Consider the following 20,632-nt stretch of genomic DNA (forward strand, 5'->3'; position numbering starts at 1 on the left):
GCAGGGTGATGTTCTTTTTCAGCGGCACAACTGACCCTGTAGAGGGTTTTTGACTTGCGCGCCGTTGTCGTCAGGCAGACCTTTGACAGGTTCTTGTTGTACGGGGCTTACCAGTCTTTCTTCTTACATCAAGTCAGCTTGATGTGACTTCTTTCATCTTTCCGGCGTGCTATCGCAGGTTATTATTCTTGCTTGTCATCTGCCTGAGCAGAGGCGTTTATTCGAATTTTTATGCACTCATCGCGAGCGGCTATAGAACATACCGGCAAAGCGAGCAGAAATCAATGACTACTAAAGTCCAGTGTCGGTATGGATATAACGAAATAATTAAAAAATTAGGATGTAAATGCCAAAATGATTAAAAATAGAGCGAGGTATAGGATTTTACTTTGCTTTATAACTAAATGATCATTGGTCCACAAACCCGTGCCAGCCCTGTTTTTGCATCCTCAAAGGGGAAAATTTGGGTGGTTTTTTAGCATAACTATCAGTACAGATATGGATAATTACCCACTAATGGCGGGTGGCATGTGCGGCGGTGCAACAGAGTTTTCTTTTATCAGCCGCGCTTTTTTAATAGCATTGCCTGCAATCCAATCAGCTAAAGCCGCTTTCGCATGCAGTCAACGTCCTCGCAGAACGACCACTGGGCCATCCGCTTTGCTCAGTTTGTTGCCCGTTTTGGTACAGTCAGAATCAGTATCCTGTTCGTGTTTCTGACCTTGTTGTTTACCATCGCTGGCTCTTACTTTATCCGCATGTACATGACCGGTGAAGTGCACATCGAAGATTTTGTTTCGGCCATTATGCTGACACTGCTGAGTGCCCCCTGGGTGTTATATTTTTTCAGTGAGCTGGTCAATCAGTTACAACAGAGCCGCACCAATCTTAAAGAAGTGGTGGCCCAACTTGAGCGCTTAAGAGAAGAAGATGTGCTGCTTAACCGCGAGTTACAGAACCATGTGCGCCAGCTGAATGTTGAGGTGGAAGAGCGACGCAAGGCACAGGAAGACAGGGAAAAGGTGTTTACTGAGCTGGAGCATGAAATCAGTAAAAAATCAGAACAGGAGCAGCAGGCTCAGCGGTTGTCGACGTTGTTGCGCTCCATTATCGATGCGTCACCGGATTTGATTTATTACCGCAATGAAGAGGGACGCTTTGCCGGTTGTAACCGGGTAGCCGAACAGATGACAGGTAAAACTGAAGCCGAGCTTATCGGGCTGACACCCCACCAGGTCTATGATGAAGAACTGGCCCGTCAGGTGGTGGAGAGTGATCACGAAGTACTGCAGAGCAACGCCGGTATTACCGAAGAGCTTTGGCTGCGCTTTGCCGACGGCCGTAAACGCTACTACGAAATGCGTAAAGTGCCTTTTTTCGATAAAGAAGGTAACCGTCTCGGGTTGCTCGCGTTTGGGCGGGATATCACCGAGCGCAAGCAATCTCAGGTGGCACTGGAGAAAGCCAGTCGGGATAAAACGGCTTTTATCGCCACCATCAGTCACGAGCTGCGTACACCACTCAACGGCATTGTCGGCCTCAGTCGCATGCTCAGAGATACACAGTTAACCGACGAGCAATTTGGCTGGGTCAGTACGATTTATGCCAGTGCCATCACCCTTGGGAATATTTTTAACGATATCATTGACCTGGACAAGCTGGGCCGCGACAAGCTGGAACTGTCTTTAAAAACGGTCAATCTCAAAGATTTCTTCGCTGAGTTGAGCAGTATTATTCAGCTGTTGGTGGCGGACAAAAACCTGAATTTTCAGACCCATATGGATGAGCCCTTGCCCGACTTTGTGGAAGCCGATGGCACACGTTTGCGCCAGGTACTGTGGAACCTGCTGTTCAATGCCGTGAAATTTACCCAAAAAGGCTCTGTCAGTTTTACCATGACCGCTGCGGCGCCCAGGCAAGGGGTCTGTGAAGTGGTGTTCAAGGTGGCAGATACCGGTGTAGGGATACCGGAGTCGGAACTGGATAAGATTTTTGCCATGTACTATCAGGTGCAGCATCCCGATCACCAGAGTGCAACGGGTACTGGCATTGGCCTGGCGATTTGCAAGCAAATGGTCGATCTGATGGGCGGAGAGATCCGGGTCAGCAGTGAAGTGGGCAAGGGCACCTGTTTCAGCGTGATTCTGCCACTTGCTATCAGCACCCGTCCCGCGCAAATGGCTGAAATTAAGGTCAGCGGTCTGAAGATATTGCTGGTGGAGGATATTGAACTCAACGTTATGGTGGCCAAGGCACTACTGGAAAAGCTGGGTCAGACCGTAGAGGTGGCCATGACTGGCCAGCAGGCCCTGGATATGGCGCGACAGCAGCAGTACGATCTGATCCTGCTGGATATTCAGTTGCCTGATATGAACGGTTTTGATGTGGCGTCTAAACTGCACGAAGAAGATCTGGTGGCCGGTACGCCGATCGTTGCACTGACGGCCAATGTAATCAAAGCGCGCCAGGAGTATCTGGATCAGGGCATGGACGATGTAATCTCCAAACCCATTAAGAAGAGCCGGGTTATCGAGATGTTCAATACCTTGTTCTGCGAGAATGAGCCGGTGCCGCAACTGCAGGATAACCCGGCGCAGACTCATGCCGAGTCGGTTCTTGATATGGATATGCTGCAAATGCTGGTCGACACTATCGGCGCAGAAATGCTGAGCACCAGTGTGAATGTGTTTAATCAGAGTATTCCCCAGTATATGGAAATCCTGATGACCAACCTGAGTGCTAAGGACAAAGATGAGGTGTGCTCTCAGGCACACAAAATCAAAGGTGCAGCTGGATCGGTGGGATTGTCGCGGGTGCAGAAAATCGCCAATCAGATCCAGCAGGGTGATCATCCGGCCTGGTGGGAAAATGTCTATGACTGGGTAGAAGAGCTGCAACAGGCGCTGAAACTTGACATGCAGGCATTACATCACTGGTTAGCCGAGCAAAATATTGATGACTGAATCACTCCCGGTTCAGTCTCAGCGCAGTCTTACCGGAGACGGTGAATAAGCCGCCTGCTGGCGCTGCAATCAATATTATCCCAGTCTTACCGCAGTAGCTCGCCAATGCAATGGTTTGCACTGAGGCGCGATGTTCGTCTCCTGTGGACCCGCGATCGTGACCCTTTCACGCCAGTAAAATGGCATAAATGTAAATAAAACGCATACTATTTGCCACACGACACCGATTTTTAACATATTATTCATATTTCTGTTCGCTAACTATTGCAATCGATTGCAATTCGTTCTATTTTTTACCCTGAAGCGTGATTCAAGGCTATTAGTTCGGCGGCTCTGAGAACGAATCGGACTAAGGTTAATCAGTTTAAATACATTTAAATCAATAAGATAACTCGGGGACCAGAAGATGAATACGAGAAAACTTGCCGTGGCACTGGCCATCTCATCCGTATTAGGGACCAATCTCGCACAGCAGGCGGTGGCGCAACAAGACGACAGCACGCAAGAGAACAAAGACTTTGAACAGATTATCGTTACCGGGACCCCGGCAGGGGCCGCGGTGCGCAAAGTGGATGCCAGTTTTGCGGTGACGAACCTCTCTGCGGAGGCTATGAAGAAACTGGCGCCTAAAAGTACCGCCGATCTCTTCAAAGCGGTTCCCGGTGTCTGGGCAGAAAGCTCAGGGGGCGTGTCTGGCGCCAACGTGTTTGTGCGTGGCTTTCCCGGTACCGGTGATGCACCTTTCCTGACCGTGCAAATGGAAGGGGCGCCGTTGTTCCAGCCTCCCACGTTATCCTTTCTGGAAAACTCGACGTTATTTCGTATTGATGAAACGGTGTCTTTTATGGAGGCCTTGCGTGGTGGTCCGAACCCGGTCATCTCTAATGGCCAGCCCGGGCTGACTACCAACTTCCTGCTCAAGGAAGGGGGTGACTACACAGAAGGAACTTTCAAGTACACCACCTCCGATTATGATTTACAGCGGGTTGATGCAGTGATCAGCGGTGCGCTGGCCGATGATTTGTACTATATGGTGGGCGGCTATGTTTCCAGTTCACCGGGGATCCGCGACGCAGGATTCAATTCCGAGAAAGGCCACCAGTTCACTATTAATATCACCAAAGTGCTGGATAACGGCAAAATGAACTTCTACTCCCGGGTGACCGACGATCACGGTGTCTGGTATTTGCCTACACCGCTGGTGGAAGGAGTGGACAACAATTATACCCAAATGGGTACGCTCACCCGTCAGGGAAGCATTCAATATGGTCCTGATGGTACCGAACAAGCTTTTGATTTTGGCGAGGGTCGGGGTTGGGACGGCTCTGTATCCGGCGGTAAGATTCAGCTGGAGTTCGGTGATGGCTGGCAGTTTACCGACCGGTTCAACTACACCAAAGGCGATGCGGATACCTTGGGTCTGGTGCCCCAGGGCGCCCCCACTATGCTGGCAAATGTGGCAGACAATGGCACCAGTGCGATGGGCGCGGTCACCGGTGATACTTACGCCGGTGACACGCTGGTGCAACAGATTGGTCGCTGGGTAGTGCGTAAACAAATTGAATCCTTTACCAATGATCTGGCCCTAGCCAAGCAATTTGATGCGCTGAAATGGACAGTGGGGTTGTACACCTCCAACTTCTCGGCAAACGACTGGTGGTCTATCGGTAACCAGTCCTATCATGTGGTGGCACCGGGTGGTGAGAATCTTACCGGTATCGACTGTAATGATAACGCCGATAGCTGTAGCTGGAATTATGACATCAACTCTACTGGTGATGGTTCGACACGGGCTTTCTATACTGCCTTTGAGTATGCCGTGAGCCAGGATCTGACGCTGGATTTGGGGCTGCGCCGGGAAAACCATAGCATTGACTACACCGTTGATGAGGGCCTCGATGGCGTCATCACCAAAGCCGTACAATATGATGAAGACACGACCTCATGGACCGCCGGTGCTAATTACATGCTGACGGACAACTCCGGTGTATTCTTTCGCGTCAATGACGGCAATAAAATGCCCTACTTTGATGACTTCAGAGATAACTTTGGCTCGTACTCCAATGGCGATGACCTGATCTTCGATGTACAACAATATGAGCTGGGCTACAAACGGGCGGGTGATAATTACAGTGTTTACGCCACGGCCTATTTCAATGAGGTGGAAAGCTCCAATGTGACCCAACCCGGCGCCCCGGCGACGCTGTTTGTTAACGAAGCGCAGGGGATAGAGCTGGATGCTAACTACACCTTCGATATGGGACTCAACCTGAATCTGAATGCCACAGTCCAGGACACGGAAATCAAAGAAAGTGGTAACCCGGCCGAAGTGGGTAATGAGGCGCAGCGTCAGCCAGGCTGGCAATTACGCTTTACCCCCAGCTATGACATCGCCCTGGCCGGTGGTAACTACCTGAACATTTACGGCACCCTGACTACCATGGATGACCGCTGGTCAGATAATGGTAATACCGTGGTGCTGGACGGTTACACCAAAATTGATTTAGGTGCCTACTGGGAGGCGTCAGAAAACCTTAATGTAAGATTGTCAGTGGATAACCTCACCGATAAAGACGGTCTTACAGAGGGTGACCCGCGTAACCCTGCGGCGCCCAATGGCCGCTATATTATGCCGCGCTCAGTGAAGCTGAGTATTGGTTATAATTTTTAAAAATCAGGGGATCCTCTGAAGAGAACACTGACCGGCGCTGCCGGTCAGTTTTTCGTTCAATGGTACCGGGCAATTTGCTAGTCTAGACACATCCCTCACTCATCTGTTCAATTCAATGTCCGAAAAAATGGCGAAAAGCATTGCCGATATTGCCCGCATCGTCGGGGTTTCTGAATCCACCGTATCCCGGGCCCTGAATGATAACCCTCTGATCGCCGAAAAAACCCGTCGCAAGATTCAACAGGTAGCACGGGATCATAACTTTAAAATTAATGCCAAGGCGCGCGCGCTGAGGACTCAGAAAACCAATGTCATCGCTGTTGTGGTGCTGTTTAAAGAGCGCACGGAGCGCGGTATATCCGATCCGTTTTTACTGGACATTCTGGGCGCCATTGCCGATGAACTGACCCTGCACGGGTATGACATGCTCTTGTCTAATACCCGCACCGCCTCTGATGATTGGCGTGATTATTACTTTGATTCCAAGCGTGCCGATGGGTTGATTGTGATTGGTCAGGGTGAACACGATAAACGGATTGATCGCCTGGCCACCGAAGACCTGCCCTTTGCGGTGTGGGGGGCCGCGCTGCCCGATAGCCAGTATTGTACGGTGGGCAGTGACAATAAAATGGGCGCCTATCTGGCCGTGACTCACCTGTTGAATCAGGGCTGTGAGCGTATCGCGTTTTTCGGTGACATTGCCCACAGTGAGATGGAGCAGCGCTGGCAGGGCTATTGTCTGGCATTACAACAAGCCGGCAAAACCATCGATGAGTCATTGCGTTATGCCACTGACTTTACCAGTGAATCAGGCTATTCCAGCGCCAACCGAATGCTTAAACAGCAGCCTTTTGATATTGATGGTTTGTTTGCGGTGTCTGATGTGATTGCGCTCGGGGCGATGAAAAAACTGGTGGAGTCGGAACTGACCATCCCGCAAGACATTGCCGTGGTGGGGTTTGACGATGTGGCCATGTCGATGTTTTGTCACCCCTCATTGACCACCATTCGCCAACAGACCATGGAGGGAGGAAAGCTTCTGGTGAATAAGGTACTGGATAAACTGGCCGGTAAACCCGCGCGCTCTCAGGTGTTGGACGTACAGCTGATTGTCAGGGAATCCAGCCGCAAAGCACACTGATACGGCCCATGAGCGGACAATACCAGTACTGGGATGATGACAGCCGCTATTCTGTGTGGCCCAAAACGCTGAACGCGGTGCCATAGACCTGATTATAATACCCCACCAGTTGCTGGTGGATGTCCTCATCAAACCATTGCAGGTGGGTGTCCAGGTAGTCACGTTCACGGGACAGCGCACGAATGCGCGCAGAGATGGCCTCAATGGCCTGCTGGCCCTGTTCGGAACGGGAACACAGCACATAACCACTGATATATTCAGGCGTTTCTCTGATACGTACCGGGGTGATTGCTGGCGCCTCGGAGAAGGGCTGACTGTAATGCTTAAACACATTAGGAAACTCAAAAATGCCATCAACCCGACCCGTCATCAGCATGGACACCACCCCCGAACCCATATCTGAGCCGCTGCGTTGCCAGATATTACTTTGCCACCTGGGATTTTTTAAGGCCTGATCCAGTTCATTGCCGTACGAACGGCCCTGCATAATGCCAATTCGCAGCTGAGGGAGCTGTTGCATTAATTGGTTAAAGTCGGGCAGCGCGGTGGTGTCATCATGTAAAGACAGTTTTTTGGCGATGTCTTCACGTAAATACAGGCGCAGACCCGGCACCACAACTTGTGGAAGGGCGCTGGCCAGACTGAAGCGTTGACGTTCGGGGCTGTAAATTTTATCGCCTACACAGACATTGGCGTCGGTTTGCAGTCGCTTGAGTCCCCGTTTTGGATGAGTCTTTTCTACCTCAAACGGCACCTCTTCCAGCCCGCTGAGGATCATCTGCTGGGTTTGCTCGTCCATGCTGATCGCTTTTTCAAAGTTAGGATCGTATTCCGCCAGCCACACCATGGGCGCAGCGCTCACCGGCAAGGTGATAAAGGCAAGAACAAGCAAAAAACGAAAAGCGGGCATACAGTACCTGTATAAAAATCGGTCGAGCATCCTAGTGAAGTCTCCCCGATTATACAAGTTACGAGCACTTTTTTGTGACAATCTTACTTTACAGTTGCCGGAGTATTGCGGTGACTTCCAGCTCGCCAATATGGGCATAGACTTTTTCCGCCTGACTCAACACTGTTTTGTCACCGATGCCAACGGCAACCATCCCCGCATCGATAATGGCCTGCAAACCTGCAAGGGAGTCTTCAATACCCACACATTGCGCCGGCGCCACATTCAGCGCCTCGGCCACGGTCAGAAAAATCTCCGGGGCGGGTTTGCCCTGTTTTATCTGACTGGCGTCGGCCACATAGTCGAACGCCTCACTGATGCCAATGCGCTGTAACACCAGCTGTGCATTTTTACTGGATGACGCAAGACCAATGGCAATGTCATGGGCGCGTAACTGTTCAAACAATTCGGTAACACCGTCAAAGCGGTCGGCTTCGGTCATATGGGCAATGAGCTGGCGATAGTGGACGTTCTTCTTGTCCGCCAGTTGTTGAACCTTGTGTTGCGACAAAGAGAGCCCGCCTTTTTGCAGAATAAAGTGCAGTGAACCCATGCGATCCACGCCTTTGAGCTGTTCGTTGTCTTCGCGGGTAAAGGGCACACCAAGCTCATCAGCCAGGGCTTTCCACGCTAAAAAGTGATACTCGGCGGTGTCGGTGAGGACGCCGTCCAGGTCAAAAATACATGCCTTGATTGTCACAACAAAGCCTCCGTTTTTAGCTCTACACTGACCGGTTGCTGTGGCTGTAGCATCACAGGGTGCCGATGATGGAAAATGCGCAGAGGTTCCCCCTGCAATAACTCATAGCGCACCTGTTTATTCTCCACCCGCACTTTCAGGCGTCTGCCCAGGCAATGGAGATGGAAACTGAACGCAGTCCAGTGCGCTGGCAGGTGGGGAGCAAAATGCAACTGTTGATGGCGAATACGCAGCCCACCAAACCCGTTCACGATACCCATCCAGGAGCCCGCCATACAGGCGGTATGAATGCCGTATTCGGTATTGCCATGGCGATTATCGATGTCCATGCGCACCGTATCTTTGAAGAACTCATAGGCCCGCGCATACTCGCCGATCTCGGCAAATTCGATACTGTGTATACAGCTCGATAGTGTCGAGTCGTGCGTGGTCAGGGGCTCGTAGTAGGCCAGATTGCGTTTTTTCAGATCTTTGGAAAATGCCTCATCCAACAAATACATCGCCAGAATCACATCTGCCTGTTTGAGTACCTGATGGCGGTAGATCACCAGCGGGTGATAGTGCAGCAGCAAGGGATAGTGCTGTGCCGGGGTGCTGGCAAAATCCCACGGCTTCTTGTCTAAAAAGCTGTCGTCCTGCTTGTTGATCCCAAGATCATCATCATAAGGCAGATACATCTTCTCTGCGGCCTGCTGCCAGTCGTTTATCTCTTCTGCTTGCAGATTCAGCTGTTTGCAAAGACGGTCAAATACCACAGGCACCTGGTTTTTGAGCTTGTCTGCCACATCAACGGCAAAGCGCAGATGGGATCGGGCCATGGCATTGGTATAAAAGTTATTATTCACAATGGCGGTGTATTCATCCGGTCCGGTCACCCCGTCGATACAAAATGCTCCCCCGTTGCGTGGGTTGAAATGCCCCAGATCCAGCCACAGGCGGGCCGTCTCAAACAACATCTCAGCACCAAAATCGCGAATAAACGCCCAGTCGCCACTGGCCTGATAATAGTGACGGATGGCGTGAGCGATGGCGGCATTAATATGATACTGAGCGGTGCCCGCCGGGAAGAAGGCTGAGCATTCATCCCCGCCGATGGTGCGCCAGGGGTAAAGAGCCCCTTTTTTATGTGACATCTCACGGGCCCGTTTACGGGCACCGTCCAGAGTATGGTAACGGTACTCCAGACACTTGCGGGCGATGTCCGGGTTGGTGGCCGAGAGAAATGACAGGATATAGATCTCCGTATCCCAGAAGTAATGGCCATCGTAACCGTGGCCGGTCAGGCCTTTTGCTCCCATGTTGCTGTGCCCGTCTTTGCCTGCCGACATAAACAAATGCAGCAGATTAAAACGGATCCCCTGTTGCAGTGGCGCATCCCCTTCGATTTCCACATCACTGGATTGCCAGAAATCACTCACTTTGCTGTGGTGCACATCAAGCAGAGACTGCCAGCCTTGCCCGAGGATATCCTGCATGGTCTGTTGTTGCTGCACAGCCATGTCGGCCAGATCGCCCTGGCGACGATGATGATATAAAACGTACTTTTCGACGATCAGGGTTTCGCCCTGTTTAAGCTCAAATTCATAGGTCAGGGCAGGGCATTTCTCGCTGCGCTCAAAGCTGACCGACACCGGGCTTTGGGAAAAATGATGATCAACCAGGGTGCTGATAACAAAGGTACTGTCTTTCACCTGGTGTTGTAACAGCAGTTGGTTCTCCTCAACGGCAACCCGGTGCAGATTCAGGCTGTCCGCCATATTCAACTGGCCAGCGCGGGGATCTGTTTTGTCAGCACTGAATCCATAGTCGGCATCCAGGGCGGAGTTAAGCATGATGCGGCCGGAAAAATTGTCCGCGGTGATATAGGTGCGCAGCGCCAGCAGGTTCGGCGTGGCCAATGAAGCAAAGCGACGGCTGGTGAGGGTAATCTGCTTGCCGGATTGACTCTGCCAGCGCATGTCGCGGTTAAAGGTGGCATCTTTAAAGTTGAGCCAACGCCGAGAACTGCTGGCGTGGTGGGATCCGATCCGCTCGCCTTCCAGACTAAACTGCATGGCTTTGCCATTAGGAACCTGCAGCATTTTCTGGTTGTGACTGGCATAGCCGTAAGCCACCTCACCATAAGTGATCGGTTCACTGTGATATACCCCATTGAGATAGGTCCCTTCACAGCTGACGTCTTCTTCCGGGCTGCCTTCTTCTAAGGTACCTCGGGTGCCCAGATAGCCATTAGCCAGCGCGAATAGGGTTTCTTCCAACAAGGTGTTGCTGTTGTCATGCTGCTCGCTTGCCAGTTGCCAGGCATCGGCCGCAAACAAGGGGGATGAACCTTTTGGTTGCATGGGCTGACTGTCCTCTTCTGATAAATATCTGAGACAAGGATAAGAGTATTTACAAAATAATGCAATCGATTGCAATTATGTTAATTTAAGGTAAACTCTTCTCTGAACTGTTAGCCTTTCACAAACGCATTGCGTGACGTCCTTTGCACTGGCCGGGGCAACAGCTGACTCCTTGGATTAACACAGGTAGCTATTTATGATTGCCAATCGCGTCAGGGTTAAATACTCACTTTTTCTTACCTATTTCGTTTTCGCTATTCTGCTCAATAGTGTGGGCACAGTGATTCTGCAGGTGATTAACAGCTACGGCGTGAGTAAAGAGGCGGCCAGTGTTCTGGAAGGATTCAAAGATCTGCCCATTGCCTTTGTTTCCTTTGTGTTTGCGGCCTATCTGCCTCGTTTCGGCTATCGTCGAGCCATGTTAATCGGTACTGCGATTGTCACGCTGGCTTGTCTGATGATGCCACTGGTGCCGCAATTCTGGATGAGTAAGCTGCTTTTTCTGGCAGTGGGGTCTGCATTCGGTCTGGTTAAAGTCTCGCTGTATTCCACTGTCGGTCTGATCACCGATGATCGCCAGCAACATGCCTCTGTGATGAATACCATCGAAGGGCTGTTTATGGTGGGTGTCCTGTCCGGCTACTGGCTGTTTAGTGCCTTTATCGATGGCAGCAACCCGGACTCGTTACAATGGCTGAATGTTTACTGGTGGCTGGCTGCATTGGGGGCGGCTAATTTTTTGATGATTTTGTTTACGCCCTATGCGAATCCGGTACCTGCCAAACAGAGTCGCTCGGTGGATGAGTTTGTGGCCATGCTGAAGCTGGCCCTCAAGCCGCTGGCACTGGTGTTTATCCTGTCGGCGTTTTTATACGTGCTGATTGAGCAGGGTATTGGTACATGGCTACCGACCTTCAATAACGAAGTGCTGCACCTGCCCGCAGATATGAGTGTGCAGGCCACCAGTATCTTTGCCGCCTGTCTGGCGATTGGTCGACTCGGCGCAGGGCAACTGATGCGTTTTATCAGTTGGTATCCACTGCTGAATATTTGTCTGCTGGCCATGGCCGTTTTGATTTTGGTGTCGATGCCACTGGCCAGTCTGGCTGAAGTGAATCCCGATGTGAGCTGGGCGAGTGCACCGGTTGCCGCCTTTTTGTTTCCATTGATTGGACTCTTTATGGCGCCCATCTATCCGGCGATTAATTCCATTATGTTGTCGTCATTGCCCAAGGTGCAGCACTCGGCGATGACCGGCTTGATCGTGATTTTCTCTGCTTTGGGGGGCACCACCGGGTCAGTGATTACCGGACTGGTGTTTGGCCGCTTCGATGGGCAAAGCGCCTTTTATTTCTCGCTGCTGCCCATCGTTGCTATCACCTTCACGCTGTATTTCTTCTGGAGATGGAGCACCAAGGGCGATACGGTTACATCAACATCAGCGTAGCGCTGCCCAGGAAAGCAAAAATCCCCACAACATCGGTGATGGTGGTAAGGATCACCCCGCCGGCGAGGGCCGGATCGATTTTCATCTTTTTAATCAACAGGGGCAGGGTGGCACCCGCGAGACCGGCGGCCACCATATTGATCATCATGGCAAAGGCAATGACTCCGCCCAGCATGAGATCGTCTTTCCAAAGTGCCACTACGCCGGCGATCAATACTGCCCAGATCACACCATTGAGGGCCCCGACCGCCAGCTCTTTACCAATCAACCAGCGGCTGTTGCCACCGCTGACATGACCGAGCGCCATACCGCGGATCACCAGAGTCAGGGTCTGACTGCCGGCCACGCCCCCCATGCTTGGCACGATAGTATTGAGGATCGCCAGCACCGCGAGCTGACTTAAGGTTTCCTCGAACATATCACTGACCATGGCCGCCAGCAGTGCGGTGAGCAGGTTGACACCCAGCCAGATAGAGCGTTTCTGGGTACTTTTTAGCACCGGTGCAAAGGTATCTTCTTCATCATCCAGACCGGCCATACTCATCATGCTATGTTCAGCCTCTTCGCGGATAATGTCGACCACGTCATCGATGGTGATCCGGCCAAGCAGATGACGCTCTTTGTCGATTACCGGCGCCGAAACCCAGTTATAGCGTTCGAACATTTTGGCGACTTCGCCTTCTGGCATATCGGCGGGAATGGCTTCGGCTTCCTCATCCATTAGCTCTTCCACCGTCATATCGGCAGTGGCGGTAAGCAGGCGCACAACCGGCACCAGGCCGATTAATTTGTCATGGCGATTGACCACATAGAAGGCATCGGTGTCTTCGGGGATCTCACCTTTCAAGCGTAAGTAGCGAAGAATGACATCTACCGTTACCTCGGGTCTTAAGGTAATGGTATCGGTGTTCATGATTGAACCGGCGGTGTCCTCGCCAAATGATAAGGCTTGTTCTGCCCGCTGCCGGTCCTGCTCGTCCATGGAGCGCAGCACTTCCTGGAAAATGGCATCCGGCAGGCCCCGCAGCAATTCGGCGAGATCATCGGTATCCATGTCTTCGAGGGCATCGGCGAGTTTTTCCGGCATCATCTGGCGGATAATGCCGTTACGCACGTCTTCGGAGAGTTCTTCGAGGATATCGCCGTGGAATTCCGGGTCGATCAGTTGCCATAACACAGCCCGGCTTTTCGCCGGTGTAGACTCAAGCAAAAATGCCACATCGGGTGCCGGCATATGGTGCAGCATTTTGCGCACATGCACGTACATACCGCTGCTCAGGGCATTATTAATGGTCTGAAGCTGTTGGTAAGGAGACTGGCTCTCGAAGGCTTGTTCCATGATCCCTTATGCAACTTATTGATTTTCTGTTGATAGTTTAGTGGATGTCGCCCTTTAGATCAGTAGTTATCTTGGCTACAGCACATTTAAGTATCAGGCCAGACAGGGTTTTGACCCCGGCGCATTTTTGCATCGGTGCTCTAGAGTGGGAGATGCAGGCGCTCCACTATCACGCTACGGCTTAGGATATAAACCGTTATCCGGGCTACGGGTGGCATCATAACTGGCCAGTAACAGGGCGCGAATCTTATCGCAGGGTCTCACGGCCAGCCAATGCATCTAAAGTCTGATTGGTTATTTGCCTTCAGTAACGGTAAAGTCAGCGCAAAATCTTCAACACCAACAGGCTGACATGGAAAACTTTTTTCTTGTCCTGATCTATCTGCTGGTTGGCACCCAGCTGCGCCGGGTCAGACAGTTTCCGGCCGAAACCGGCATTGTGCTCAACCAGTATGTGCTGTATGTGGCACTGCCGGCGCTGGTACTGCAAAAAATGCCGTTGCTGACCTTTTCGACACAACTGTGGATGCCTGCGGTGCTGCCCTGGGTGCTGCTGCTGGGAACCGCGGCGGCGGTGCTGTTGGCGGGCAGATTGCTGCGCTGGGAACGCAATGTGATTGGGGCGCTGCTGGTAGTGTTACCGCTTGGCAATACCTCCTTTTTGGGCTTTCCCATGGTGGAAGCCTTTTATGGTGATCAAGGACTGCCCTTTGCCATTATTTACGACCAGGCGGGCTCATTCCTGGCGCTGGCTACCTACTCCACCATTCTCGCCGCCTGGTTTAATCCTGCTACGGACAAACCCACAGGCAAACAGATTGTGGCCAAGGTATTACTGTTCCCGGCTTTTATTGCCATGTTGCTGGGCCTGGCGTTGAAAGGATGGAGCTACCCACCCTTTATGAATTTACTGCTGGATTCGCTGGCTTCCACATTGGTGCCGGTGGTGATGATCGCCGTGGGCTTTCAGTTTCGTCTGCAGCTAGATGGCGGACAGAAAGCCCCTCTGATGTTTGCGCTGGCATTTAAACTGCTGCTGATGCCGGCGATGGCGCTGGGGCTATTATGGCTGTTTGAACCGCAGCCGCTGTTGCTGCAGGTGTCAGTATTTGAGGCGGCTATGCCGCCAATGGTGTCTGCAGGTGCGCTGGCTATCGGTGCGGCACTGGCACCGCGTTTTGTTGCTGCCCTGATCGGTGCCGGTCTGTTTTGCAGTTTTCTCACCTTACCATTTTGGTACTGGCTGCTTCAGCAATGGGGATAGGCTACAATGCCGCACTTTGAATCCACGGGAAACCGCTGTGAGTGAAAGCAAACTGATCAGGCTAAACAAATTTATCAGTGACTCGGGCTATTGTTCGCGCCGTGAGGCGGACAAACTGATTGAAAAGGGCGTGGTGACCATCAATGGCAAGGTGCCGGAGCTGGGCACCAAGGTCGCCCCCGGCGACAGCGTTGAGGTCCATGGTAAGGCCATTGGCAGCAGTGCCGCCGACAAATCAGACCGCGTGTATATTGCCTATCATAAGCCGCCGGGCATCATCAGTACCACGGAGCGCAATGTGCGCGGCAACATTGTTGATGCGATTAATCATCCCCAGCGTATTTTCCCGATTGGCCGGTTGGACAAAGATTCTGAAGGGCTGATTCTGCTCACCACAGACGGCGATATCGTGAATAAGATCCTGCGCGCCGGCAATCGTCATGAGAAAGAATATATTGTCACGGTGAATCAGCCGGTGAGTGAGCGTTTTGTGCGCCAGATGAGCAAAGGGGTGCCGATTCTGGGCACCGTGACGCAGCCCTGCAAGGTGATACCGCAAAGCCGTTTCGTGTTTAAGATTATCCTCACCCAGGGACTTAACCGTCAGATCCGGCGCATGTGCGAATTTCTCGGTTATGAAGTGACACGACTCAAGCGGGTGAGGATTATGGATATTAGTCTGGGCAATCTTAAGGCCGGGAAGTGGCGTAATTTGACGGACCAGGAAATGGCCCGTATCAATGACGCCGTGCAGCATTCTAAAAAAACCGCAGACGGCGCAGAGTGATATGCGCCATTCTCTTATTACGTTATCCATTTTTGGCATCACACGTCGGTTCAGGATGTGCTGTGCTCTTCTTTTAAGGAACCTCCCATGTTGTTAAACGACGTTCTGCGCCGCCTGCGTTTTGCTCTGAGTCTGGACAATACCGCGACCATCAATGTATTCCGGCTGGTGGATTACTCTCTGGAAGAAGACTATTTGTTGAATATGATGCGTCGCGAAGATGAAGCGGGGTTTCTACCCTGCCGCGATAAAATACTGGCCCTGTTCCTGGATGGATTGATCATTAAACATCGCGGTCAGCGCGAAGGGGCCGCGCCTGTGCCTTTAAAAGCCGGTGAGCGACTCAGTAACAACGATATTTTGCGCAAGATAAAGATTGCCATGAACTATCAGCAAGAAGACATGATGAAGATCTTGAAGGCGGGTGGCCTGGTGGTGGGGAAAAGTGAACTAACGGCACTGTTCAGAAAGCCGGGTCATCGCAGTTATCGCGAGTGTGGTGATCAGCTACTGCGCAACTTCTTACAGGGAATGGTACAGATCAACCGCCCCGATGCTAGGTCAAAAGCCGCGCCCGATGCGACCTAACCTTTTTGGACGCTACCCTTTTAGGGGCTGTAATAAAAAAACGCCGGTATTAACCGGCGTTTTTGATCAGTGGTTGAATAGCAGCGACGTTACTCGGTGTCGGATTGCTGTTGCTTCACGTGTTTTTCCAGCCACCTGTCCTGCTCCCAGAGCAGATGCAGAATGCTTTCTTTGGCACGATAGCCATGGGACTCTTTGGGCAGCATCACCAGTCTTGCGGTTGCCCCCAGGCCCTTGAGCGCATTGAAGTAACGCTCGCTCTGCATGGGGTAGGTACCACTGTTGTTGTCGGCCTCACCGTGGATCAGCAATAGCGGGCTGTCCATTTTATCCGCATGCATAAAGGGCGACATACGATAGTAAACCTCCGGTGCATCCCAGTAAGAGCGCTCTTCTGACTGGAAGCCAAAGGGTGTCAGCGTACGGTTATAGGCCCCGCTTCTGGCAATACCGGCGGCAAACAGGTCCGAGTGCGACAGCAGGTTAGCCACCATAAAGGCGCCATAGCTGTGTCCGCCCACCGCAACCCGGTCGGGATCGATCAGACCGCGCTTATCCAGCGTGTCGATGGCCGCTTTGGCGTTGGCCACCAACTGCTTACGGAAGCTGTCATTGGGCTCTTCTTCCCCTTCACCCACAATGGGGAAGGCCGCGTCATCGAGGACCACATAGCCCTTGGTGACCCAGTAAATCGGCGAGCCCCAGAAGGGGTAGGTAAACTCATTGGGGTTTTGCGTATTTTGCGACGCGCTGTCCTGATCCTTGTATTCACGGGGGTAGGCCCACAGGATCATGGGGTAGCGTTTACCTTCTTCGTAGTCGGTAGGCAGGTACAAGGTGCCGCTCAGATCCAGTCCATCTTCACGCTGATAGTTAACCACTTCTTTATGCACATTCTGGATGGCCTTGAAAGGGTTCTCGAAGTCGGTGATCTGATCCAGCTCACCGCTGGTGATATCCCTGAAATAGCGGTTCGGGTAAGCATTCTTAGACTCGATGCTGACCGTTAACCGGCCTTTTTCCGGATCATAGTCATCCAGCTCTTCGAGGCGATCAGTATAGTCAGACTGATACAGACGGGCGGTTTCCTGCGACCCTAAGTCGAGGCTGTCGAGAAACGGAAACTGGCCTTCGTCGCTAAAGCCATCACCCAGCAGGAATACCTTGTTGTCTTTAAGGGCCAATACCGACTTTCCGTATTGATTGCGACGGGTAACAAAGCTACCGGGATCGTTATAAGCATCCTGGTAGTTGCGATCCTGCAATACCACCGGTTGTTGTGCATTGTCAGCCGGGTTAAACAGGTAGGCTTTGGTGTTACGGGTATTCCACCAGTAATCCTGGGCAATGGCATTTTCGTCATCACCCCAGTTAATGCGGTAGTAACGATTGACCAGCTTCAGCAGTGCGCGTGGCTTCCCATCAAAAGGTGCGGTCAGCGCAAATACCTGATCGCGGTGCTCAACTTCGTTGGCCGGATCGCCGCCATCCAGCGCCTCGACATACACCAGTGTGGCGGGCTTGTCATTACGCCACTGAACAGCGCGTTTACCCTCACGCACGGCCATAAAGCCTTTGGGCAAATCTTCAATCAGCGGCACCGAGACAATCTCTTTAACCTTTTTACCCTTGGCGCTGTACACCGTCGTCGTGGAGGGGAATCGGTTATACTGCACCAGATAGCTGAAAGGCTTGCTGTACTGGGTTACCAGCACATAACGGCCATCGGGCGATACGCTGACATCCCCATACATGGCGGCCTTCAGCCAGGGCGTTTGCTTGCCATCTAACGACACCTTCACCAGTTCTGAACGGGTCAGCTGTTCAAAATTAAATTCGTCGTTCTTGTTTTTGAGCAGGTCCTGATAGGTGCGGTTCTGCGCCTTTTTACCGTCACTGACAGAGACGGTGGGGCCGCTTGGCGTGGCGGACTTGGCGTCAATCAGCGGCTTGCGGTCGCCGGGCACCACTTTAACCAGCAGTGACTGACCGTCGGCAAACCAACTGACAGCATCACCCATATTGGCGTTAATATTGGGCTTGGTCAGGCGCTTTGCTTCAGCTTTCTCAATATCTACAACCCAAAGTTCAACACCTTCTGGTGTTTTATGGGTCATCGCCAGGTGTGACTGATCGGGTGACCAGGCGAAATTGGTTAACCGGGGATTTTCCGGTAAGCCTTTTATCTCCAGCGTTTGATTGCTGTCTATGCGTCTTATTTTCAGATCGTTGTAAAAGTTGACCCGGCTACCGATATTGGTCTTGGGATCAATACGCAGGCCCCCCAGGCGCAGCTCTTCTTCAGAGAGTTCCTCAATGGTCTTAAAGCTGTCACGGTAGAGCATGATGGCCTGATCCTGGGCCTCATTCATCAGGAAGTAGGGGGCCCGTTTCACGTCCACCAGTTGCAGGATTTCTTCCGAGGGCTTCTGGTATTCTAGCGCCGCATTTGCCGAAAGCGGTGCCCCCATCATCATTAGCAGGGCGCTGGCCCCGAGGCCAAACCAGGTTTTTCGCATGAGTTGTCCTTTCATCATTATTGTTTTCCACATTGTTACTAAGGGATAACACAGGGTGCCGGCAGGCCAGAGGCATTGCTCCGCCTGAGTGCACGGGCACCGTGCAAATCAACCCGAAAGGGTACTGTTTTTTTACGTGAAAGGGGGCGAGTGAGAGCAAAAAAAAGTGTTAATGAATGTAAACGCAGAGACACAATACGCGGGCGTTGTCTGCGGTATTACTGCTATACGAAAGTTTGGCTTTAAATCAGGGGAAGCGGGCTTTTTGTGACGTTAGGCGGTGCAGAGATGGGGCAAGGGTATTACTCAGATCTAGAGCGCTAGGCTCTTTACTTTTATCCCCTGTTTCTTCTCTTACTGTTCTTCGTTAAATTTCTTTTGAATCAGTTGTTCAACGGCATCCATGGCGGCCTGGGCGTCTTTGCCTTCGCTGATCACCCTGACTTCCTTGCCCATGCTGCTTTCCAGCATCATCAGGCCCAGCACACTGGTGGCGGAGGCGGATTTGTCGCCCTGATGCAGGGTGACTTCGGCGTCAAACTGATTGGCCAGTTTGGCCAGTTGGGTGGCGGCCCGGGCATGGAGACCGAGCTTATTTTGAATCAGCAGAATTTTTTCCAGCTTTGGTGTACTCATTCGCGGCTTAGCTCCCGATGACGAATCTGCACATCCGGGTGCACCGCCTTAAAGGTTCTGGCCAGGCTCTCTGCCACATACACGGAGCGGTGCTGCCCGCCGGTACAGCCGATGGCGATGGTTACATAACTGCGGTTGTTGCGCTCAAGGTGCGGTAACCAGGTGGAAATCAGGTTCTGAATCTGCCAGATAAACTTGGTCACAATGGCCTGTGAACCCAAAAAGCTCTCTACCTGTGGGTCCAGCCCGGTCAGGTGCTTAAGGTCGGGCTCCCAATGGGGGTTAGGTAAAAAACGCGCATCGAACACATAATCGGCATCTTTGGGAATACCATGCTTAAAGCCAAAGGATTCAAACACCAGCACCAGGCGGGAGCTTTTCTTACCCAGAATGCGTTCTCGTACCAGTTCAGCCAGTTGGTGTACGGATAACTCGCCGGTATCAATAAAAAGGTCGGCGCGCTCGGCAATGGGGGCCAGCAGGGTGGCCTCAGACTGAATGGCGTCGGTAAGGGATTTGCTGCGTTTGGATAAGGGGTGCAGGCGACGGGTCTCGCTGAAACGTTTGATCAGCACATCGTCACTGGCATCCAGATACAGAATCATCAGCTCCCAGTTAGACGGCAGGTAATCGAGAATTTCTACCAGCTCTTCCGGATCTTTGGGCAGATTACGCACGTCAATGCTCACGGCTACCTGATCGTACTCATCCACCACCGTGTGAGTGAGGGTGGGGAGCAGATTGACCGGAATATTATCTACACAGTAGTAGCCCAGATCCTCCAGTGAGCGAAGCACAATGGATTTGCCGGAACCGGACCGGCCACTGATGATAATGAGTTTCACACAATAGCCTCGTAAAGTTCCTGATTGGTTTTCGCGTGGCGTAAGCGTTTAACCACGTCCTTGTCGTTGAGTTTGGCGGCAATGGTGGCGAGTGTCTGTAAATGCCCCTGTGCCTGTTCTTCGGGGACTAAAATGGCAAAGAAAATATCTACCGGTTGATTGTCGATGGCATCGTAAGCCACCGGCCCATCACTGGTAATCAGCACGGCCATGACTTTTTCCAGGCCGGCCAGGCGACCATGGGGAATGGCAATACCGTTGCCAATGCCTGTGCTGCCCATTTTTTCACGACACAGCAGGCTGGTGAGAATAGGATCGAGCTCAATTTCGGGCAGATGTTTATCGGCCACGTCACTGATGGTCTCAAAAATTCGTTTTTTACTGGTGCCCTGAACTGCACAGAGCGTGCAGTCAGGGGTAAGGATGTCTTTAATTTCCATG

At 52.0% G+C, this 20,632-nt stretch carries 15 protein-coding genes; 7 read left to right on the forward strand and 8 right to left on the reverse strand.

Features of this window, described 5'->3' with window-relative positions:
- Nucleotides 1-617: 617 nt before the first annotated feature.
- The 3 genes from arcB (at nucleotide 618) to CCY32_RS10120 (ending at nucleotide 6,775) form a co-directional block, all read left to right on the forward strand.
- Nucleotides 618-2,963 (forward strand): aerobic respiration two-component sensor histidine kinase ArcB, encoded by a 2,346-nt coding sequence (arcB, locus tag CCY32_RS10110; RefSeq protein ID WP_088330509.1) that lies wholly within the window; start codon nucleotides 618-620, stop codon nucleotides 2,961-2,963.
- 406 nt (nucleotides 2,964-3,369) lie between these two features.
- Complete coding sequence (locus CCY32_RS10115; protein ID WP_088330510.1) at nucleotides 3,370-5,634, forward strand: TonB-dependent receptor; 2,265 nt, start codon at nucleotides 3,370-3,372, stop codon at nucleotides 5,632-5,634.
- Between the two features lie 127 nt (nucleotides 5,635-5,761).
- A complete protein-coding gene (locus CCY32_RS10120; RefSeq protein ID WP_246840586.1) occupies nucleotides 5,762-6,775 on the forward strand; it encodes a LacI family DNA-binding transcriptional regulator in 1,014 nt (337 codons plus the stop codon).
- Nucleotides 6,776-6,821: 46 nt separating this feature from the next.
- Here CCY32_RS10120 and CCY32_RS10125 read toward each other — a convergent pair whose 3' ends face one another.
- From CCY32_RS10125 to CCY32_RS10135, 3 genes are all read right to left on the reverse strand, one after another.
- A complete protein-coding gene (locus tag CCY32_RS10125; protein WP_088330512.1) occupies nucleotides 6,822-7,685 on the reverse strand; it encodes a hypothetical protein in 864 nt (287 codons plus the stop codon).
- An 88-nt stretch (nucleotides 7,686-7,773) separates the two neighbouring features.
- Nucleotides 7,774-8,424 (reverse strand): beta-phosphoglucomutase, encoded by a 651-nt coding sequence (gene pgmB, locus CCY32_RS10130; protein ID WP_088330513.1) that lies wholly within the window; start codon nucleotides 8,422-8,424, stop codon nucleotides 7,774-7,776.
- Nucleotides 8,421-10,766, reverse strand: coding sequence for a glycosyl hydrolase family 65 protein (locus CCY32_RS10135; RefSeq protein ID WP_088330514.1), 2,346 nt, complete (start codon nucleotides 10,764-10,766; stop codon nucleotides 8,421-8,423). Before CCY32_RS10135 ends, pgmB begins: the two co-directional genes overlap by 4 nt.
- A gap of 196 nt (nucleotides 10,767-10,962) precedes the next feature.
- On the opposite strand from CCY32_RS10135, the gene CCY32_RS10140 reads away from it, so the two are divergent.
- Nucleotides 10,963-12,213: an MFS transporter gene (locus CCY32_RS10140; RefSeq protein ID WP_088330515.1), complete on the forward strand. Its 1,251-nt coding sequence runs from the start codon at nucleotides 10,963-10,965 to the stop codon at nucleotides 12,211-12,213.
- Here CCY32_RS10140 and mgtE read toward each other — a convergent pair.
- Nucleotides 12,194-13,552, reverse strand: a complete 1,359-nt coding sequence (gene mgtE, locus CCY32_RS10145; RefSeq protein ID WP_088330516.1) for a magnesium transporter — start codon at nucleotides 13,550-13,552, stop codon at nucleotides 12,194-12,196. The two genes, CCY32_RS10140 and mgtE, sit on opposite strands and share 20 nt — an antisense overlap.
- 352 nt (nucleotides 13,553-13,904) lie before the next feature.
- Between mgtE and CCY32_RS10150 the strand changes: the two genes are divergently transcribed.
- The 3 genes from CCY32_RS10150 (at nucleotide 13,905) to CCY32_RS10160 (ending at nucleotide 16,191) form a co-directional block, all read left to right on the forward strand.
- Nucleotides 13,905-14,816, forward strand: coding sequence for an AEC family transporter (locus CCY32_RS10150; protein ID WP_088330517.1), 912 nt, complete (start codon nucleotides 13,905-13,907; stop codon nucleotides 14,814-14,816).
- A gap of 16 nt (nucleotides 14,817-14,832) precedes the next feature.
- A complete protein-coding gene (gene rluF / locus CCY32_RS10155) occupies nucleotides 14,833-15,603 on the forward strand; it encodes a 23S rRNA pseudouridine(2604) synthase RluF (RefSeq protein ID WP_210401723.1) in 771 nt (256 codons plus the stop codon).
- A gap of 87 nt (nucleotides 15,604-15,690) precedes the next feature.
- Nucleotides 15,691-16,191 (forward strand): DUF1456 family protein, encoded by a 501-nt coding sequence (locus tag CCY32_RS10160; protein WP_088330518.1) that lies wholly within the window; start codon nucleotides 15,691-15,693, stop codon nucleotides 16,189-16,191.
- An 89-nt stretch (nucleotides 16,192-16,280) separates the two neighbouring features.
- On the opposite strand, the gene CCY32_RS10165 is transcribed toward CCY32_RS10160, so the two are convergent.
- From CCY32_RS10165 to ptsN, 4 genes are all read right to left on the reverse strand, one after another.
- On the reverse strand, nucleotides 16,281-18,710 hold the full coding sequence (locus tag CCY32_RS10165; protein ID WP_088330668.1) for a prolyl oligopeptidase family serine peptidase: 2,430 nt from the start codon (nucleotides 18,708-18,710) through the stop codon (nucleotides 16,281-16,283).
- 354 nt (nucleotides 18,711-19,064) lie between these two features.
- Nucleotides 19,065-19,346, reverse strand: coding sequence for an HPr family phosphocarrier protein (locus tag CCY32_RS10170; protein ID WP_088330519.1), 282 nt, complete (start codon nucleotides 19,344-19,346; stop codon nucleotides 19,065-19,067).
- Nucleotides 19,343-20,191 (reverse strand): RNase adapter RapZ, encoded by an 849-nt coding sequence (gene rapZ / locus CCY32_RS10175; protein ID WP_088330520.1) that lies wholly within the window; start codon nucleotides 20,189-20,191, stop codon nucleotides 19,343-19,345. Before rapZ ends, CCY32_RS10170 begins: the two co-directional genes overlap by 4 nt.
- Nucleotides 20,188-20,631 (reverse strand): PTS IIA-like nitrogen regulatory protein PtsN, encoded by a 444-nt coding sequence (ptsN, locus tag CCY32_RS10180; protein WP_088330521.1) that lies wholly within the window; start codon nucleotides 20,629-20,631, stop codon nucleotides 20,188-20,190. Before ptsN ends, rapZ begins: the two co-directional genes overlap by 4 nt.
- Between the last annotated feature and the right edge of the window lies 1 nt (nucleotide 20,632).

Source organism: Lacimicrobium sp. SS2-24 (genome assembly GCF_002201535.1).
Lineage (GTDB): Bacteria > Pseudomonadota > Gammaproteobacteria > Enterobacterales > Alteromonadaceae > Lacimicrobium.

What these genes read in the sequence shown, in the direction of transcription:
- CCY32_RS10115 (WP_088330510.1), top strand. Translation starts at nt 3,370, where the DNA reads ATGAATACGAGAAAACTTGCCGTGGCACTGGCCATCTCATCCGTATTA.
- CCY32_RS10135 (WP_088330514.1), bottom strand. Translation starts at nt 10,766, where the DNA reads ATGCAACCAAAAGGTTCATCCCCCTTGTTTGCGGCCGATGCCTGGCAA.
- CCY32_RS10140 (WP_088330515.1), top strand. Translation starts at nt 10,963, where the DNA reads ATGATTGCCAATCGCGTCAGGGTTAAATACTCACTTTTTCTTACCTAT.
- CCY32_RS10150 (WP_088330517.1), top strand. Translation starts at nt 13,905, where the DNA reads ATGGAAAACTTTTTTCTTGTCCTGATCTATCTGCTGGTTGGCACCCAG.
- mgtE (WP_088330516.1), bottom strand. Translation starts at nt 13,552, where the DNA reads ATGGAACAAGCCTTCGAGAGCCAGTCTCCTTACCAACAGCTTCAGACC.
- arcB (WP_088330509.1), top strand. Translation starts at nt 618, where the DNA reads ATGCAGTCAACGTCCTCGCAGAACGACCACTGGGCCATCCGCTTTGCT.
- CCY32_RS10120 (WP_246840586.1), top strand. Translation starts at nt 5,762, where the DNA reads ATGGCGAAAAGCATTGCCGATATTGCCCGCATCGTCGGGGTTTCTGAA.
- CCY32_RS10160 (WP_088330518.1), top strand. Translation starts at nt 15,691, where the DNA reads ATGTTGTTAAACGACGTTCTGCGCCGCCTGCGTTTTGCTCTGAGTCTG.
- CCY32_RS10170 (WP_088330519.1), bottom strand. Translation starts at nt 19,346, where the DNA reads ATGAGTACACCAAAGCTGGAAAAAATTCTGCTGATTCAAAATAAGCTC.
- CCY32_RS10165 (WP_088330668.1), bottom strand. Translation starts at nt 18,710, where the DNA reads ATGCGAAAAACCTGGTTTGGCCTCGGGGCCAGCGCCCTGCTAATGATG.
- ptsN (WP_088330521.1), bottom strand. Translation starts at nt 20,631, where the DNA reads ATGGAAATTAAAGACATCCTTACCCCTGACTGCACGCTCTGTGCAGTT.
- CCY32_RS10125 (WP_088330512.1), bottom strand. Translation starts at nt 7,685, where the DNA reads ATGCCCGCTTTTCGTTTTTTGCTTGTTCTTGCCTTTATCACCTTGCCG.